Below are 17,453 nucleotides of genomic sequence, written 5' to 3' on the forward strand. Positions count from 1 at the left end.
CCATGAAATCCCGTCTGTTCATCATCAGCCAGTACCTGCTGCCGCACCACCTGCTGTCACGGCTGGCCGGCTGCGTCGCCGAATGCCGCGCACGCTGGTTCAAGAACGCCTTCACCGCCTGGTTCGCCAAGCGCTACCAGGTGAACATGTCCGAGGCGCTGGTCGAGGACCTCACCGCCTACGAACACTTCAACGCCTTCTTCACCCGTGCCCTGAAGCCCGGCGCCCGCCCGCTGGACGAGACCCCCGGCGCCATCCTGTGCCCGGCCGACGGCGCGGTCAGCCAACTCGGCCCGATCGAGCATGGCCGCATTTTCCAGGCCAAGGGCCACAGCTTCAGCGCCCTGGAACTGCTCGGCGGCGACCCGGCCCTGGCGGCCCCATTCATGGGCGGCGAGTTCGCCACCATCTACCTGTCGCCCAAGGACTACCATCGCGTGCACATGCCGCTGGCCGGCACCCTGCGCGAGATGGTCTACGTGCCTGGCCGGCTGTTCTCGGTCAACCAGACCACCGCGGAAAACGTGCCCGAGCTGTTCGCCCGCAACGAGCGCGTGGTCTGCCTGTTCGACACCGAGCGCGGCCCGATGGCCGTGGTGCTGGTCGGCGCGATGATCGTGGCCTCGATCGAGACCGTCTGGGCCGGCCTGGTCACTCCGCCGAAGCGTGAGCTGAAGACCTTCCGCTACGACGAAGCCAGCCGTGCGCCGATCCACCTGGAGAAAGGCGCCGAGCTGGGACGCTTCAAGCTGGGTTCGACGGCAATCGTGCTGTTCGGGCCAGAGCAGGTGAAGTGGGCCGAGACCCTCGGCGCAGGCTCCGCGGTGCGCATGGGCGAGCTGCTGGCAGTGCCTTCCCAGGCCTGAACCTGACGCCATGCAAAAGGCCCTGCAGATGCAGGGCCTTTTCGTTTGTGTCGCTATCTGACGCAACGCTCGCAGCAGGCGTCAGCGGGACTCAACTGCGCGTGTCACGATCGCGCACGCCAAGCAGGTACAGCACACCATCCAGGCCAAGGGTCGAGATGGCCTGCTTGGCCGACTGGCGTACCAGCGGCTTGGCGCGGAAGGCTACACCCAGGCCGGCCAGGGACAGCATCGGCAAGTCGTTGGCGCCGTCGCCGACAGCGATGGTCTGCTCCAGTTGCAGGCCCTCTTCGCTGGCCAGTTGCTGCAGCAGGTCGGCCTTGCGCTGGGCATCGACGATCGGCTCGACGGCAACGCCGGTCACCTTGCCGTCGACCACTTCCAGTTCGTTGGCGAACACGTAGTCGATCCCCAGACGCGCCTGTACCTGCCTGGCGAAGTAGGAGAAGCCACCCGACAGGATCGCCGTCTTGTAGCCCAGGCGCTTGAGCTCGGCGAACAGATGCTCGGCCCCCTCGGTCAGGCGCAGCGAGGCGCCGATCTGATCGAGCACGCTCACGTCCAGGCCCTTGAGCAGCGCCATGCGCTCCTTGAAGCTGGCGCGAAAATCCAGTTCGCCACGCATGGCGCGCTCGGTGATCGCCGACACCTGCTCGCCGACGCCCGCGGCCTTGGCCAGCTCATCGATCACTTCGGCCTCGATCAGCGTCGAGTCCATGTCGAACACTGCCAGACGGCGGTTGCGGCGGAACAAGTCGTCACGCTGGAAGGCGATATCGATGTTCAGCTCCTCGGACAAGGCGAAGAACGCCGCACGCAGGCCCTGGGCATCGCCTGGCTCGCCACGCACGGAAATCTCCAGTGCGGACTTGCCCTTGCCGGCCGGGGCGTCCAGCGCCACGCGGGCCGAAAGGCGCTCGATGCGCTCGATGGTCAGGCCGGACTGGCTGATGATTGCACTGACCCGCTGCAACTGCTCCGGCGTGACCCGGCGACTGAGCAGGGTCACGATATGGCGTGCCTCGCCCTGGCTGTCGGCCCAGTGCTGGTAGTCGGCCTCGGAGATCGGCGTGTAGCGCGCCTGCAGGTTCAGCTCATGAGCCTTGGACTGCACGCTCTGAAGCAGCGCGGTGGCCACTTCGTTGTCGGGAATGTCGACCAGAATGCCGAACGACAAGGTGCCGTGCATCACCGCCAGGCCAATGTCGAGGATGTTCACACCGCCCTGGAGCAGGACGCCGGTGATAGCCGCGGTAAGACCTGGACGGTCTTCACCAGTGATGTTGATCAGGACGATTTCGCGCAAGACCGGGCTCCGACTTCGATGAAAAATGCGCATTCTACCGATTTTCCATGACCGTCGGGCACCAACGATACTTTGCCGACAAATCCGGGCTCGCTATACTGCGCAGCAACTTTCTCGCCACGAAGAGCCGCGCTCTGTGAACCGGCCCACGCCAGTCAAACCCGACAACTTCTTCCTGATGATCTACCGAGCCCTGAGCCAGCGCCGTATCCCCCTGGCCCTGCGTATCGCCAGCCACAACATCTTCCTGGTGGCCCTGGCCCTGGTGATCTACGCCTGCGTGATGGGCCTGCAGTTCAAGCAGGCCATGCACGAGCAGGCCGATGCCGTGGGCCAGAGCCTGACCACGCAGACGGCCACCTCGGCCACCGAGCTGCTGGTGTCCAACGACATCCTCAGCCTCAACGTGCTGCTCGGCAACCTGGTGAAGAACCCGCTGGTGGCCCACGCCGCCATCTACAGCGTGGACAACCGCATCCTCGCCGAAGCCGGCCAGCGCCCGCGCAACAGCCTGCTGGGCGATTCCGACGGCCTGTACCAGACCAAGATCACCTTCCAGGATGTGACCGCCGGGCAGTTGCGCATCAGCCTGGACATGAACCAGTTCCAGCAGCCGATGCTGATCAGCCTGCAGAGCATGGGCATCCTGGCCGCCATCCTGCTGGCGCTCGCCCTGACCCTGAGCCTGCGCCTGGGCCGCTTCATCTCCACGCCGCTGCTGCAACTGCGGGTATGGCTGCGTGACCCGCATCCCTACACGCCGGCGATCGAGCGCCAGGACGAGATCGGTGACCTGGCCCGCCAGCTGCACGCCCGCCTGGCCCCGCCACCACCACCGGAGCCCGAGGAAGAAGAGCAAGACGACTTCGACGACCTGCACGACGCCCAGCCGGCCCCCAAGCTGGCGCCGAAAGCCAAGGTCGTGGCCCAGGTACAGGACGAGCACGAGGACGACGACGCCTTCGCCGACCTGATGGAAGAACAGCCTGCGCCAGCCAAGCCGGTCGCCATCGAGTCCGACGAGCCGCAAAGCAGTGCCGTGCTGGCCGTGCAACTGGGCTCTCAGGAGCAACTGCGTCGCCTGCCGCGCACTCGCCTGACCGAGCTGCTGGAGCGCTACCGTGACTGCCTCGAGCAGGCCGCATCGCTGTACGAAGGGGAAATCCACACACTGAACGACGGCAGCACCCTGCTGTTGTTCCACAGCCGCGACTGCGGCGAGGACTACCTGACCAACGCCATCTGCTGTGGCGAGCTGCTGCGCGCCCTGGGCCACGCCCTGCAGATCGAGGTCGCCGACAGCGGCATCACCCTCCAGTTGCAACTGGGCCTGGTACTGGCCGACGACCTGCAAGGCATGGATCAGGTCGACCTGCTGATGACCGAACAGGCCCAGGACGCCCTGGCCCTGTCGCAGCACAGCCGCAACCTGCTGTTGGTGGAGCGCCGGATCAGCGACGACGCGTTGATCCGCCAGCGCGCACGCATCCGCCCGATCGCCAGCCCCGAAGGCGCCTGCTGTGTCGAGCGGCTGATGGAGCCCTACCCGTCGATGCTGGAACGCCAACTGGCGCGCATGCACGAACACCGGGCCTGACGATCCGTAGCAGCAGGCCTCTGAAAACGGGCCTTGCGGGAACAGGCTTTGTGGGGGCGGGTCTTGAGCGGGCTTGCCCCGCAATAGCTTCCGGGAGCCTGCCGCCATGCGCGGCAAGCCCCTCGTACATTGCCCTGCCCACTTGCGACACCCACAAAAAAGCCCGCATCGCTGCGGGCTTTTTCTTGTCTACGGTTCAGAACCGATAGACTTCCATGTCGGTACGGATCGGCGAAGCCATCGGAATCTTCGGTTTCTCCGGCTCCTTCTTCACCTGTACCGGCGCGGCCTGCCGACGTGGCGCTTCCTCGGCAACGGCCGGCTGGTTGGCCAGCGGCTTGACCGCGACACTCAGCTGTTCGGCCAGTTTCTGCAGCAGTTGCCCCTGGGCCTGGACCTGGGCCGACTCGCTGCCTTCGTGCGGCTGCTCGAGGTGGACGATGCGGTTGTCGCGCACCTTGCCACGACGGTCCAGGACACGCCATTGGGCATCGAGAATAGCGGGCTGGTTCTTGCCGGAATCCAGCCGGGTGATCGACAGCAGCACCTGCACGTCGGGAGTGAAACCGGCGGTTGCCGGCGCCAGCACGACGCGCTGGCTGTCCAGGCGCCAGGCCAGCTGGCGAACCAGCAATTGATCGATATCCGACGAAAGGCTGCCGGCCCAACGACCGTCGGTCGCCGCAGTCAGGCTGCCATCGTTCTGGCGCTGCAGGAATGTTTCGCGTTGCAGGTAGTCGGCCACGGAAACGGGGCCAAGCACCACGGCCATACCCGACGCCTGCGAAGGCTGGCCGGGATCACCGCTGTCGAGCTGATAGAGGGCAACCGGCTGGTGCATGCTGCACCCGCTCAGGCCCAGCAGGCCAGTCATCAACAGCGCAAATGGAAGGCGCAGAAATCTCATTCATCCCATCCAGGCGGCCGTCACGGACTGACCGCAGTGATACTCGTGTAGATTCATACCGGCACTCGGCCACGCCGGCGCCGCGAGGGGCCTATCATCCGCGAAATGAAGGCCCGACTCCAGCATTTCCGCCTGAAACGGCGCTGAAAGCGCCGCTTCAGAGATCTCGCACACCTAGGCTGGGCTTTCCACCATCAGTGCATCCACCCGCTGGAAACCACGTGGCAATTTGCTACCACGACGCCCCCGCTCACCCTTGTAGTGCTCGAGATCATCCGGCTTGAGAGACAGCGTACGCTTGCCAGCCTGCAATACAAGGGTCGAGCCCTCGCTGATCACTGCCAGGTCGGTGACGAACTCTTCACGGCTGGCCACCCGGTCACCGGGTACGCCAATGATCTTGTTGCCCTTGCCCTTGCCCAGCTGCGGCAGGTCGGCAACCTTGAACACCAGCAGGCGACCTTCGGTGGTCACCGCAGCCAACCAGTCCTGCTCACGCTCGGTCACCGGTCGTGGGGTCATGACCTTGGCACCGTTGGGCAGGCTGAGCAGCCCCTTGCCGGCCTTGTTCTTGGCCTGCAGGTCCTCACCCTTGACCACGAACCCGTAGCCGGCATCGGAAGCCACCACGTACAGGGCGTCGTCTTCGGGCAGCAGCACGCACTCGAAGGTGGCGCCCGGTGGCGGGGTCAGGCGACCGGTCAGCGGCTCACCCTGGCCACGGGCCGATGGCAGGCTGTGGGCGGCCAGCGAGTAGCTACGCCCGGTGGAGTCGATCAGTACCGCAAATTGGTTCGAGCGTCCGGCCGCGGCAGCCTTGAAACCATCGCCGGCCTTGTACGAAAGGCCAGTGGCGTCGATGTCATGGCCCTTGGCGCAACGCACCCAGCCCTTCTCCGACAGCACCACGGTGACGGGCTCGGTCGGCATCAGTTCGTTTTCCGACAGGGCCTTGGCCTCTGCGCGCTCGACGATCGGCGAGCGACGGTCGTCGCCGTAGGTCTCGGCATCCTTGATCAACTCGCTGCGCACCAGCTTGCGCAGCTTGCTGTCGCTGCCCAGCAACGCCAGCAGTTGCTTCTGTTCCTTGAGCAGCTCGTCCTGTTCGCCGCGGATCTTCATCTCTTCCAGGCGCGCCAGCTGGCGCAGGCGGGTCTCGAGGATGTAGTCGGCCTGGATCTCGCTCAGCTCGAAGCGAGCGATCAGCGCCTGCTTGGGATGCTCCTCGGTACGGATGATGTGGATCACTTCATCCAGGTTGAGGAACGCCGTCAGCAAGCCTTCCAACAGGTGCAGGCGCTTCTCGACCTTGTCCAGGCGATGCTGCAGGCGACGGCGAACGGTACCGATCCGGTATTCCAGCCACTCCAGCAGCAGCGCGCGCAGGCTCTTCAGCTGCGGACGGCCATCGAGGCCGATGATGTTGACGTTGACCCGATAGGTGCTCTCCAGGTCGGTGGTAGCGAACAGGTGCTGCATCAGCTCGGCGGCATCGACACGGTTGGAGCGCGGGATGATGACGATGCGGCAGGGGTTCTCGTGGTCCGACTCGTCGCGCAGGTCAGCCACCATCGGCAGCTTCTTGGCCTGCATCTGCGCGGCGATCTGCTCCAGCACCTTGGCCCCGGAGACCTGGTGCGGCAGCGCGGTGACGATGATATCGCCATCCTCGATGCGGTAGACCGCGCGCATGCGGATCGAGCCCTTGCCGCTTTCGTACATCTTCAGGATGTCGGCGCGCGGGGTGACGATCTCGGCTTCGGTCGGATAGTCCGGGCCCTGGATGTGTTCGCACAACTGCTCGAGGGTAGCCTTGGGCTCGTCGAGCAGGCGCACGCAGGCGCTGGCCACCTCCCGCAGGTTGTGCGGCGGCACGTCGGTCGCCATGCCCACGGCGATGCCGGTGGTGCCGTTGAGCAGGATGTTCGGCAGCCGCGCCGGCAGTACGGCCGGCTCCTGCAGGGTGCCGTCGAAGTTCGGTACCCAGTCCACGGTGCCCTGGCCGAGCTCGCCGAGCAGCACTTCGGAATAGCGCGACAGCCGCGCCTCGGTATAACGCATGGCGGCGAACGACTTCGGATCGTCCGGCGCACCCCAGTTGCCCTGGCCATCGACCAGGGTGTAGCGGTAGCTGAACGGCTGGGCCATCAGCACCATGGCCTCGTAGCAGGCCGAGTCGCCGTGGGGGTGGAACTTGCCGAGCACGTCGCCGACGGTACGCGCCGACTTCTTGTGCTTGGAATCGGCATCGAGCCCCAACTCGCTCATGGCATAGACGATGCGTCGCTGGACCGGCTTGAGGCCGTCACCGATGTGCGGCAGCGCGCGGTCCATGATCACGTACATGGAGTAGTTGAGGTAGGCCTGTTCGGTGAAGTCAGCCAGGGAACGGCGTTCGACGCCGTCGAGACTGAGTTCGAGTGAGTCGCTCATGCGGGCCTCGTCATTTCAGGTTCTGGCGCAGCGACAAGGTGCCGCCACGCTGGGTAAATTCAAGTTGTTTCAGGGCACTCATGCCCAGCAGCACGGCCTCGCCATCCAGGCCGGGCACCACCAGCGCACGCACGTTGCGCAGGTGGATGTCGCCCAGCAACAGGCTGTCCAGCCGCGTGCGATAGCCTTCGGTACGGCCATTGGCGGTGCTGAGGGTGACGGGCGCACCGCGCTCGAGGTCCAGGTCACGCGCCAGCGCCTCGGGAATCGCCACATCGGTGGCGCCGGTGTCGAGCATGAAATGCACCACCCGGCCGTTGATCGAGCCGTCGGCGACGAAATGGCCCTGGCCATTGCTGAGCAGACGTACCTCGATGTAGCCATCGCCCTGGGTGCTCTGCACCACGCCATTGGGGTTCTGCTGACGCGCCTCCCACTGGCCGAAGAAGCGCGTGGCAAGGAACATCGCCGCCGCCCAGGCGACGATCATCAGCACCTTGCCCGCACGCTTGCCGGGTGGCTGGCTCATGGCTTGGCGCTCCAGCCGCCCTGCGGCGCGGCGAAGCGCCAGACGATCGGCCGAACCTCACCGTCGGCGCGAGGGCGATCGTTGTTGTCCAGGCCAATCCAGGCACCGTCCTTGTCGACCACCAGCGCTTCGGCCAGGCCGTAGGGCTGGTCGTAGCGACGCGTGTCGGTCAGCGCCTCGGCGGCGAACGACCAGCAGCGCTCGACCTCGCCACTGTCGGCGTCACGCCGGCACAGGCGGTAGGCGTTGCGTTCGAGGGTGAACAGCTTGCCCTCGAACCAGGCCAGGTCGGCAAAGTCCCGGGATACGGCGCGGGCACCGGGGAACTGCGCCGGCTGCATCTCGAGGCCGGCCTCGCTGAACAGCACACAGCTGCGCCCGCAGGCCCAGACCGACTGTTGCCGCTGTACCGACAGCAGGCCACGGCGCTCACGTTCGGCGGCCAGCCACAGACGGTCTCCCGCCGGATTGATCGCCAGCCCTTCGAACAGCGCGTTGAAATGCAGCAGCATGCCGCTGGCCCGGGCCTGGCGCACCATGGCCTGATCAATTTTCAACCAGTCCGGCTCACCTTCGACAGGCAGTTGCAGCACGGCGGCGTGTGCCTCGCTGACCACATAGAAGTTGCCTGCCTGGTCACAGGTGATGCCCTCGAAGTCCAGGGCACCGCCACGGATGTACGAAGCCGCCCAGTTGCGCGACTTCAAGCCTAGCGGCAAACCACTGTCCGGCACGGCAGGCGCGGTGAAACTCAACGGCTGGGCGCGCCAGGTAGCGGCATCCTGGTCGAGACGGTAGATCCGCTCGTCGTCACGGTCGGACACCGCCCACAGCGCGCCACGGCACCAGGCCAGCCCCGACAGGTTGCCGCCACGCATGCCCTCGACCGCGTGTTCGGCGGTGAGCGTGAGTTGCGGCCAATCGTCCGCCTGGGCCTGCAGGGCGAACAACGCCAGGCAGGTGGCCAGGAACAGACGCATCAAACCAGGACCTCGGCCAGGTTGCCCTTGGTCTCCAGCCAGCTCTTGCGGTCACCGGCGCGCTTCTTGGCCAGCAGCATGTCCATGATCTCGGTGGTGCCCTGCACATCGTCCAGGGTGAGCTGGACCAGGCGCCGGGTGTTCGGGTCCATGGTGGTCTCGCGCAACTGCGGCGGGTTCATCTCGCCCAGGCCCTTGAATCGGGTGACTTGCGGCTTGCCGCGCTTCTTCTCGGCGACCAGGCGATCGAGGATGCCATCGCGCTCGGCTTCATCCAGGGCATAGTAGATTTCCTTGCCCAGGTCGATGCGGTACAGCGGCGGCATGGCCACATAGACGTGACCGGCCTCCACCAGCGGGCGGAAGTGCTGGACGAACAGCGCGCACAGCAAGGTCGCGATGTGCAGGCCGTCGGAGTCGGCGTCGGCGAGGATGCAGACCTTGCCGTAGCGCAACTGGCTGAGGTCGGTCGCGCCCGGGTCGACGCCGATGGCCACGGCGATGTTGTGCACCTCCTGGCTGGCCAGGACTTCGCCGCCATCGACCTCCCAGGTGTTGAGGATCTTGCCGCGCAGCGGCAGGATCGCCTGGTATTCCTTGTCCCGCGCCTGCTTGGCCGAGCCACCGGCCGAATCACCCTCGACCAGGAACAGCTCGGCACGCATCGGGTCCTGGCCAGCGCAATCGGCCAGTTTGCCAGGCAGCGCCGGCCCCTGGGTGATGCGCTTGCGCTCGACCTTCTTGCTCGCCTTGAGACGACGACCGGCGTTGCTGATGGCCAGTTCGGCCAGCTGCATGCCCAGCTCGGGATGGGCGTTGAGCCACAGGCTGAACGCATCCTTGACCACGCCGGAAACGAACGCCGCCGCCTCGCGGGACGACAGGCGCTCCTTGGTCTGCCCGGAGAACTGCGGCTCCTGCATCTTCATCGACAGCACGAAGCAGATGCGTTCCCAGACGTCCTCGGGGGCCAGCTTGACGCCACGCGGCAGCAGGTTGCGGAACTCGCAGAACTCGCGCATCGCATCCAGCAGGCCCTGGCGCAGGCCGTTGACGTGGGTACCGCCCTGGGCGGTGGGAATCAGGTTGACGTAGCTTTCCTGGATACTGTCACCGCCCTCGGGCAACCACAGCAGTGCCCAGTCCACGGCTTCCTTGTTGCCAGCCAGGCTGCCGCAGAAGGGCTCGTCGGGCAGGCGCTGGAACTCGCTGACCGAGTCGACCAGGTAGGAGCGCAGGCCGTCCTCGTAGTGCCACTCGACCTTCTCGCCGGTGCCTTTGTCCTCGAAGCTGATCGACAGCCCCGGGCACAGCACGGCCTTGGCCTTGAGCACGTGCTTGAGGCGGCTGATGGAGAACTTCGGCGAATCGAAGTACTTCGGATCGGGGCTGAAGTACACGCTGGTGCCGGTGTTGCGCTTGCCGACCGTGCCGACCACCTCCAGCTCGCTGGCCTTGAAGCCGTCGGCGAAGGTCATCTGGTACTCGTTGCCGTCGCGCTTGACCCGCACGCGGACCTGGCTCGACAGGGCGTTGACCACCGAGATGCCGACACCGTGCAAGCCGCCGGAGAACTGGTAGTTCTTGTTGGAGAACTTGCCGCCGGCGTGCAGCTTGGTGAGGATCAGTTCGACACCGGACACGCCTTCTTCGGGGTGGATGTCCACCGGCATGCCGCGACCGTCGTCGCTGACTTCCAGCGAGTGGTCGGCGTGCAGGATGACCTGCACCGAGCGGGCGTGACCGGCCAGGGCTTCGTCGACACTGTTGTCGATGACTTCCTGGGCCAGGTGGTTCGGCCGGCTGGTGTCGGTATACATGCCCGGTCGCTTGCGGACCGGGTCAAGGCCCGAGAGGACTTCGATGGCGTCTGCGTTATAGGCGCTAGCGCTGGGAATGGCCATGGGGTCTCGTCGTCAGTCTGGTGAATGCAAAAAATCAAAATAGCGAAAAATCCAGCGCCGCATACTGCCCGCGGGCAATACCGGCGAAGGCCAGCAAGGCCGGAAGCTGTCCGGCGAAGCCTTGGTAGCTGTGATCGCCGCCAGCCTGGATGCGCAGGGCGCAGGCTCGGTAATAGCGCTCGGCAAGGCGATAGTCCAGCGTTTCATCGGCGGTCTGCAACCACACTTGATAGCGGGCGGCGTCCTGCGGCGGCGGCACTTCCAGCGCGGCCAGGGCATCCACATGGTCGTGGGTCAACTCCCAGGCCTCGTCGGTATAGAGGTTGCGCTGGGTGCCGAGATAGCCGTCGAACATCCGATGCGGGGCAACCGCCGGGTTGATCAACAGGGCCTTCAGCCCGTGGCGCTCGGCCAGGTGGGTGGCATAGTAGCCGCCAAGGGAGCTGCCGACCAGCAAGGGGGCGCCCAGCTCGGCGATCGCCGCCTCCAGCTGGGCAATGGCCTGGCGTGGATGATGGTGCAAGGCCGGAATACGCAACTGCTCGGCGAGGCCGAGTTGCTGCATCAGCGCCTCGAGCTGGCGCGCCTTCTTCGACAGCGGCGAGCTGTTGAAGCCGTGTATATAAAGGATGGAACCCGACATGCCGCCCCCGGACGCAAAGACGCGCAGTGTAGCCTGTTCGCGGGGCATTGGCGCAGCCCGGGGATTTTCGCAACAAAATCTTCAAGGAAGACTGCATTCATCGTGGCAGCGGGCTTGCGCATCTCACTACTGGCCCGCTCAGTAACCGGGACTGTCGAAATCCAGCCTCACCACGTAATCCCGCGCCCGCTCGACCCCGGTCTCCAACCGTCCGTCGGCATACAGCCGCAGCCAGCGATAGCCCGGCTGTTCCTCGCTCACCTTGAAGTCTTCGCTGCGCGGCGCGAACTGGATACAGGTCGACGGCGTGGCGAGCAAACGGACGCCATCGCGCACTTCGTCCCATTCCTGGTGGATGTGCCCCCACAGCAGCGCCTTCACCTGTGGATAACTGCGCAGGCGCCGCCACAGTTCATCGGCATTGCGCAGTCCGATCGGCGCCATCCAGGCACAACCGATATCCACCGGTTGGTGGTGGCAGCACAGCAGGCAGTGACGCTCCCCGGCACTGGCCAGGGCCGCGTCCAGCCCTTCCAGCTGGGCATCGTCGAGCAGCCCGAAGGTCGCACCGAGCACCGCCGAGTCGAGCATGACGATGCGCCACGCGCCGATATCGGTCACCGTCTGCACCAGTTCAGGCGCCACTTCGGCCATGACCTGGGCTTCATCATGATTACCCGGCAACCAGCGCATCGGCGCGCCGACGGCCTTGGCCAGACCGCGGAAGGCCTCATAGGAAGCAGCGCTGGCATCTTGCGAGAGATCACCGGTGCACAACAACAGATCGACGCGCGGCTGCTCGCGACGGACCTGGGCGATCACGTGCCCGAGGCTTTCACGGGTGTTCAGGCCCAACAGGGTGCCCGCCGGGTCGGCGAACAGGTGGGCATCGGTCAATTGCACCACGTGGACAGGTGACTGGGGATTGGGTGGCTGCGGCAACGGCCGTCTCCTCGAGCGGATTCTGCACGGATTATGGCCGGTGAACGGTTTCGAGCAAATACTCGAAACCGACACCCATCACAATTCAGCGTGCGGTTTCCAGTTCGTGGCCACAGGCCAGGCAGTGGCTCAGCCACTCACCGAGGAACAGGTTGAGCTGGGCCTTCTCGTCGGGCTGGTGCATTGCCTCGTTGGGGTATGCATAGATGCTGCGCAGGCGCCGGGTGTGCTCGGCGCTGACTACCTCGGCCATCCGCGCGTCGTGATAGACCTGCACCTCGAGCGCCGGCACCGGCAACCAGGGCAGGCTGTGCTCCTGGCGCACCCGCAAGGTGGTGGTGTACGGGCAGGCCAGCAGCACGTCCAGCACCAGCACGCCAAGCATCTGGTCGCCCTGGGTCATGCCGATACGCCGCGAGCTCTGCGTGGTGCGCATGTCCGGCAGCAGGCGCATCAGCCGGGCGTAGTTGGCCTCGCAGGCACTCTGCAACCCGACCAGGTCGACCCGGTAGCGCTCGCGCAGCAGGTTCACTTCCACATACCTCGGACTTCTTCACGGTTCAGCGCCAGCCATTGCAGGCCGATAATGGTCGCCGCGTTGCAGACGCGCCCGTCGCGCACCGCCTGCAGGGCATCCTCGAACGACCACACGCGCACGCGGATGTCCTCGCCCTCCGACTCCAGGCCATGCAGGCCGCCGGCCCCCTCGCTGCTGCAGTGGCCGAGGTACAGGTGCACATACTCGTCACTGCCGCCGGGCGAGGGGAAATACTTGGTCATCGGCCACAGGGCCTTGAAGCTGAGCCCGGCCTCTTCCTCGGCTTCGCGGTGGGCCACTTCCTCCGGCACCTCGGCCTTGTCGATCAGGCCGGCGACCATCTCGATCAGCCACGGGTTGTCGATCTTGCCCATGGCGCCGGCGCGGAACTGCTCGATCAGCACCACCTCGTCGCGCTGCGGATCGTAGGGCAGCACGCAGACCGCGTCATGGCGCACGAACAGCTCCCGGGTGAATTCACGGCTCATGCCCCCGGCGAACAGCTCATGGCGCAGATGGAGCCTGTCGAGCTTGTAGAAGCCCTTGAACAGCTGCTCGCGTCGGATGATCTCGATCTGGGTGGGCACTTTGTTCAACGTGTCCGTCATGCAAACTCCTTGATACCTCGTTTACCGCATCGCGCAATCCTACTCTGCGTGTCGCGTGGTTTCACCCCTTTCCGGCGACCGTTCAGGCAGTCGGGACAGGCGCGACGCTCTCTGTTAGCTTAGTGGCGAACCGAAGGCCGCGCAGGCGGTCCAAGGCCGACCAACACTGCTGTGCAAGGATCGACATGAGGCTTGTAAAACTGACTTGCGTGGCCGTTCTGGCCCTGGCGCTCGGCGCCTGCCAGAGCCTGTTCACGCCAAATTACCGGACCCCGCTCGAGGTCAAGCGCGAGGCCTGGGAGCACGTCAAACCCGGCTGCAGCGAAAGCGACTGCCCGCTGGTGAACATCGACACCGTGCACTTCCCGGCCCTGCCGAAACTCGATGCCATCGTCGAGAAGCGCCTGCTGCAACTGACCGAGGACAACCAGCGCGGTACCCCGCCAGCCTCGCTGCAGGCCTACGAACAGCAGTTCCTGGCCCACGCCGACAAGCGCAACAGCAGCTACCTGCAAGCCAAGGTACGCGAGCAGCATGACGGCCTGGTGATCGTCGAGCTCTCCAGCTACCTGGAGAGCGGCGGCGCCCACGGCATGCCGGGGCGTGCCTTCATCAACTACTCGCGCAAGCTGGACAAGGTGCTAACCCTCGAGGACATGCTGCTACCTGGCCAGGAGGACACCTTCTGGAAGACCGTCGAGGAGTCCCACCGCGCCTGGCTGATCAGCAACGGCCTGGACAAGGACCCGGAATTCGCCAGGACCTGGCCGTTCCGCAAGTCGCCGCACATCGCCCTGACCTACGGCGCGGTGGTGGTCAAGTACGAGGTCTATGCCATTGCGCCCTATTCCATGGGCCACATCGAGCTGAAGCTCCCCTACCCGCGCCTGAACGGCGTGATCAAGCCCGAGCTGTTTCCCGGCCGCGGCTGATCGATAGCAGCCCGTGCAGCCCCCCTGCCAGCAGCAGTGCCGGCAGGGTCGCCCCCAGCTCCGGCGCCAGGTTGGCCATCAGGTGATAGGCCGCCACTCCCGCTCCCCAGGCCAGCAGCGCCTGCCCGTGCAAGCCATCGACCTGGTCTGGCGCGCGACGGCGACGGACCACGAAGTGGTCCACCAGCACCACGCCGAACAACGGCGCGAACACCGAACCGATCAGCAACAGGAAGTTCTGGTACTGGGCCAGTGGCGCCAGCAGGGCGATCAGCGTGCACAGCACGCCGATCGCCAGCGCCAGGTGCTCCACTTTCAGACGCACCAGCAAGCCACTGGAAACCGCCGCCGAATGGATGTCGGCAAACGCGTTCTCCGACTCGTCGAGCAGAATCAACAACAGCGCAATGCCCAACCCCGTGCCGGCCAAGGCCAACAGCAACGCGTTCACTTCGCCGCTGGGCGCGAAGGCCAGGGTATAGGCCACGCCCAGGCTCATCAGCCAGGCGTTGCCGATGAAAAACCCCGCTGCAGTGCCACCGAACACCCGGCTGGCGCGCTTGCCGAAACGCGAGTAGTCGGCGATCAACGGCAGCCACGACAGCGGCATGGCGATGACGATGTCGAAACCCAGCGCCAGCGATAGCGAACCATCCCCGGGGCGACGCCACAGCTCGGCCAGGTCGACCTTGGCGAACAGGTTCCAGGTGAGCCAAGCGCAGGCGCCGAGCAGCAGCCAGATACCCCATTTGCGCAACACCTTGCGCACGAACGCCAACGGGCCGCTGACAGCCAGCAAGGTCGCCAGGGCGCCGAAGCACAGGGTCCACAGCAACGGGCTGCTCCAGCCGCTGCCCTCGCCGAAGGCCCGTGCCCCCAGCAGGCTGGCGGCATCGCGCATGACGATGATCTCGAACGCCCCCCAGCCGATCAGTTGCAACAGGTTCAGCAGCGCAGGCAGACGGGCGCCGTGACGCCCCAGCGACAGCCGCAGGGTGGCCATGGCCGACAGGCCGGTGTCACTGCCGACGACCCCGGCCGCCGCCAGCAGCAGCACGCCGACGGCCGTGCCGAGGATGATCGCCAGGAGCGATCCGGCCAGGCCCAGCCCGTTGGCGAGCAGGCCGCCGACCTGCAGGACCATCAGGCCAATGCCGAGGGAGAACCACAGCGAGAACAGGTCGCGGGCGCCGAACTGGCGCTGCTCGCTGGGGACCGGATGGTCAGGGGAGAAATGGCTGGGTGTTGTCATGATTGTTCGCCGGATGACTGAATTGGGTTGGCAAACGTGGGAGCGGCGGTGCGCCGCGCCCACGTGTCACACCTGCTGAATCAGACTTTCTGGTACAGCTGGCTGCCTTCCTGGCGGAACCGCTCGGCCTGCTCGCGCATGCCCTGCTCGACCGTCACGTCCACGGTGTCGATCTTGGCGGCGTACTCGCGGACTTCCTGGGTGATCTTCATCGAGCAGAACTTCGGCCCGCACATCGAGCAGAAGTGCGCGACCTTGGCCGACTCCTTCGGCAATGTCTCGTCATGGAAGGCCCGTGCGGTGTCCGGGTCCAGGCCCAGGTTGAACTGGTCTTCCCAGCGGAACTCGAAGCGCGCCTTGGACAGCGCGTTGTCGCGGATCTGCGCGCCCGGGTGGCCCTTGGCAAGGTCGGCGGCGTGCGCGGCGATCTTGTAGGTGATGATGCCGGTCTTGACGTCGTCCTTGTTCGGCAGGCCGAGGTGCTCCTTGGGCGTGACGTAGCAGAGCATCGCGCACCCGAACCAGCCGATCATCGCCGCGCCGATACCGGACGTGATGTGGTCGTAGCCCGGGGCGATATCGGTGGTCAGCGGGCCGAGGGTATAGAACGGCGCTTCGTCGCAGCACTCCAGCTGCTTGTCCATGTTTTCCTTGATCAATTGCATCGGCACATGGCCGGGGCCTTCGATCATGCACTGCACGTCGTGCTTCCAGGCGATCTTGGTCAGCTCGCCGAGGGTTTCCAGCTCACCGAACTGGGCGGCGTCATTGGCGTCGGCGATCGAGCCCGGGCGCAGGCCGTCGCCCAGCGAGAAGCTGACATCGTAGGCCTTCATGATTTCGCAGATCTCGTCGAAGTGCGTGTACAGGAAGTTTTCTTTGTGGTGCGCCAGGCACCATTTGGCCATGATCGAGCCGCCGCGACTGACGATGCCGGTGACGCGCTTGGCGGTCAGCGGCACGTAGCGCAGCAGCACGCCAGCGTGGATGGTGAAGTAGTCCACGCCTTGCTCGGCCTGTTCGATCAGGGTGTCGCGGAACAGCTCCCAGGTCAGGTCCTCGGCGACGCCGCCGACCTTTTCCAGGGCCTGGTAGATCGGCACGGTACCGATCGGCACCGGCGAGTTGCGGATGATCCACTCGCGGGTCTCGTGAATGTGCTTGCCGGTGGACAGGTCCATGACCGTGTCGGAACCCCAGCGGATGCCCCAGGTCAGCTTGGCCACTTCTTCCTCGATCGAGGAACCCAGGGCGCTGTTGCCGATGTTGCCGTTGATCTTCACCAGGAAGTTGCGGCCGATGATCATCGGCTCCAGCTCGGTGTGGTTGATGTTGGCCGGGATGATCGCGCGGCCACGGGCGATCTCTTCGCGGACGAACTCGGCAGTGATCTCTTTCGGAATGCTGGCGCCGAAGCTATGGCCGGCGTGCTGCTGGTCGAGCAGGCCGGCGGCGCGGGCTTCCTGCAGCTTCATGTTCTCGCGGATGGCGACGTATTCCATCTCGGCGGTGATGATGCCCTGACGGGCATAGTGCATCTGCGTGACGTTGGCGCCGGCCTTGGCCCGGCGCGGATTGCGCACGTGGGCGAAGCGCAGCTTGGTCAGCTCGGCGTCGTTCAGCCGCTGCTGGCCGAAATTCGAGCTCAGGCCTTCGAGGCGCTCGGTGTCGCCGCGGGCGTCGATCCACGCCGAGCGTACATCGCCCAGGCCCTTGCGCACGTCGATGATGACATTGGGGTCGGTATACGGGCCAGAGGTGTCATAGACCAGCACCGGGGCGTTCTGCTCGCCGCCGAAGTCGGTGGGCGTGTCGTGCAGGCTGATCTCGCGCATGGGCACGCGAATGTCGGGGCGCGAGCCCTGGACATAGACCTTGCGCGAATTGGGCAAGGGTTGCACGGACTGCTGATCGACTTGCGCCGACTCGCTGAGGTGGGTCGTTTTTTCTTGTTTGCTCATCACAGGCTCTCCAGACAGCTTCCAGGCGGTGGAATGTCGGGGTGAACCTGAAAAG

15 protein-coding genes are annotated in these 17,453 nt (G+C 65.5%); 3 read left to right on the forward strand and 12 right to left on the reverse strand.

Translation table 11 applies throughout. The features are described 5' to 3' along the window. Positions 1-2 precede the first annotated feature (2 nt). Positions 3-866 (forward strand): archaetidylserine decarboxylase, encoded by an 864-nt coding sequence (asd, locus tag F3J43_RS18915; RefSeq protein ID WP_166890184.1) that lies wholly within the window; start codon positions 3-5, stop codon positions 864-866. A gap of 91 nt (positions 867-957) precedes the next feature. Here the strand turns inward: asd and serB are convergent, their stop codons facing one another. Beyond that, a complete protein-coding gene (gene serB, locus F3J43_RS18920; protein WP_166890187.1) occupies positions 958-2,172 on the reverse strand; it encodes a phosphoserine phosphatase SerB in 1,215 nt (404 codons plus the stop codon). Between the two features lie 136 nt (positions 2,173-2,308). Between serB and F3J43_RS18925 the strand changes: the two genes are divergently transcribed. Further along, on the forward strand, positions 2,309-3,769 hold the full coding sequence (locus tag F3J43_RS18925) for a histidine kinase (protein ID WP_166890190.1): 1,461 nt from the start codon (positions 2,309-2,311) through the stop codon (positions 3,767-3,769). Between the two features lie 196 nt (positions 3,770-3,965). Here F3J43_RS18925 and F3J43_RS18930 read toward each other — a convergent pair whose 3' ends face one another. The 9 genes from F3J43_RS18930 to F3J43_RS18970 all read right to left on the reverse strand — a co-directional run bounded on the left by F3J43_RS18930 (position 3,966) and on the right by F3J43_RS18970 (position 13,253). Continuing rightward, positions 3,966-4,676 carry a PqiC family protein gene (locus tag F3J43_RS18930; RefSeq protein WP_166890193.1) on the reverse strand — a complete coding sequence of 237 codons (711 nt, stop codon included), beginning with the start codon at positions 4,674-4,676 and terminating at the stop codon, positions 3,966-3,968. 174 nt (positions 4,677-4,850) lie between these two features. After that, entirely contained in the window at positions 4,851-7,109 is a 2,259-nt protein-coding gene (parC, locus tag F3J43_RS18935) for a DNA topoisomerase IV subunit A (RefSeq protein WP_166890196.1), read from the reverse strand. Positions 7,110-7,119: 10 nt separating this feature from the next. After that, on the reverse strand, positions 7,120-7,638 hold the full coding sequence (locus tag F3J43_RS18940) for a retropepsin-like aspartic protease family protein (RefSeq protein WP_166890199.1): 519 nt from the start codon (positions 7,636-7,638) through the stop codon (positions 7,120-7,122). After that, the gene (locus tag F3J43_RS18945) at positions 7,635-8,618 is read right to left on the reverse strand and encodes an esterase-like activity of phytase family protein (protein ID WP_205297973.1); all 984 of its coding nucleotides are present in this window, start codon (positions 8,616-8,618) and stop codon (positions 7,635-7,637) included. Before F3J43_RS18945 ends, F3J43_RS18940 begins: the two co-directional genes overlap by 4 nt. Continuing rightward, positions 8,618-10,522, reverse strand: a complete 1,905-nt coding sequence (gene parE / locus F3J43_RS18950; protein WP_166890204.1) for a DNA topoisomerase IV subunit B — start codon at positions 10,520-10,522, stop codon at positions 8,618-8,620. Before parE ends, F3J43_RS18945 begins: the two co-directional genes overlap by 1 nt. 34 nt (positions 10,523-10,556) lie before the next feature. After that, complete coding sequence (locus F3J43_RS18955) at positions 10,557-11,165, reverse strand: YqiA/YcfP family alpha/beta fold hydrolase (protein WP_166890206.1); 609 nt, start codon at positions 11,163-11,165, stop codon at positions 10,557-10,559. A gap of 138 nt (positions 11,166-11,303) precedes the next feature. Further along, positions 11,304-12,107, reverse strand: coding sequence for a 3',5'-cyclic-AMP phosphodiesterase (gene cpdA, locus F3J43_RS18960; RefSeq protein WP_166890208.1), 804 nt, complete (start codon positions 12,105-12,107; stop codon positions 11,304-11,306). Between the two features lie 85 nt (positions 12,108-12,192). Continuing rightward, positions 12,193-12,639, reverse strand: a complete 447-nt coding sequence (locus F3J43_RS18965; protein ID WP_353618253.1) for a DUF1249 domain-containing protein — start codon at positions 12,637-12,639, stop codon at positions 12,193-12,195. Then, positions 12,636-13,253 (reverse strand): NUDIX domain-containing protein, encoded by a 618-nt coding sequence (locus F3J43_RS18970; protein WP_166890213.1) that lies wholly within the window; start codon positions 13,251-13,253, stop codon positions 12,636-12,638. Before F3J43_RS18970 ends, F3J43_RS18965 begins: the two co-directional genes overlap by 4 nt. 185 nt (positions 13,254-13,438) lie before the next feature. Here F3J43_RS18970 and F3J43_RS18975 point away from each other — a divergent pair, with 185 nt between their 5' ends. Further along, complete coding sequence (locus F3J43_RS18975; RefSeq protein ID WP_166890215.1) at positions 13,439-14,185, forward strand: RsiV family protein; 747 nt, start codon at positions 13,439-13,441, stop codon at positions 14,183-14,185. Here the strand turns inward: F3J43_RS18975 and cytX are convergent. Further along, complete coding sequence (gene cytX, locus F3J43_RS18980) at positions 14,154-15,437, reverse strand: putative hydroxymethylpyrimidine transporter CytX (RefSeq protein ID WP_166890217.1); 1,284 nt, start codon at positions 15,435-15,437, stop codon at positions 14,154-14,156. The two genes, F3J43_RS18975 and cytX, sit on opposite strands and share 32 nt — an antisense overlap. Positions 15,438-15,517: 80 nt before the next feature. After that, on the reverse strand, positions 15,518-17,398 hold the full coding sequence (gene thiC, locus F3J43_RS18985; RefSeq protein ID WP_166890220.1) for a phosphomethylpyrimidine synthase ThiC: 1,881 nt from the start codon (positions 17,396-17,398) through the stop codon (positions 15,518-15,520). Between the last annotated feature and the right edge of the window lie 55 nt (positions 17,399-17,453).

The sequence above is a fragment of the Pantoea sp. Cy-639 genome (genome assembly GCF_011752525.1).
GTDB lineage: Bacteria > Pseudomonadota > Gammaproteobacteria > Pseudomonadales > Pseudomonadaceae > Aquipseudomonas.